Below are 593 nucleotides of genomic sequence, written 5' to 3'. Positions count from 1 at the left end.
ACTGTGCGACCAAAGAACTTTCGGTTGCTGTCACGCGGCTGCTGAGAGTTTCAACCGCGGTCGCTTCCGCCTTTCCCGGTAACGCCGCCTGAACCAGCGTCAAGGCCTGAGCCACGATCTCAAGAGAGCTTTGGTTACTTTCGATCCGGGTGGTAAGCGACTGCTCTGCCCTCGCCGTCGCTTCCAGTCCTTTCTGATCACCGAGGAAATTGGCAAAGTCCTGATCGAGCATTTCGGACGCCAACGGAAACAGGCTGTTGCGAACCGCTGTGACGGCTTCGCTCTGGCTGACGACGCCGCTGCCGATCGCCAAGACTTCGGCCGTCAACTGGCTGAGTGCGTCCGCACTGGCCTTGCCATCAACGTCAGCTTCAAGTGCGGTCAGCGCCTGCGCTTGCGCGGCAACCCCGTCCTCCAGGTTGGTGACGTTGGTTTCCAACGCTGAGACGCCAGAGGCGAGCGAGGTGATATCGCCCTGCGCATCGACCAACGATGACTGAAGCCCGGTGATTTCAAGCGCGTTGGCCGCATCGCCAGAAGCACGTGCCTGCTGTTCGAACAACAATTCCGACCGGGAAGCACCCGGCGACGGC

The 593-nt window shown here is 60.7% G+C and carries 1 protein-coding gene; it reads right to left on the bottom strand.

The window, feature by feature from the left end:
- Positions 1-562: hypothetical protein (locus ASD32_RS30070; RefSeq protein WP_162252681.1), on the bottom strand; the 562-nt coding region annotated here is incomplete at its 3' end.
- Positions 563-593 lie beyond the last annotated feature (31 nt).

Source organism: Rhizobium sp. Root483D2 (genome assembly GCF_001426685.1).
In the GTDB taxonomy this organism is placed as follows: Bacteria; Pseudomonadota; Alphaproteobacteria; order Rhizobiales; family Rhizobiaceae; genus Pararhizobium; species Pararhizobium qamdonense.
This window is presented reverse-complemented; position numbering and strand designations above follow the sequence as displayed.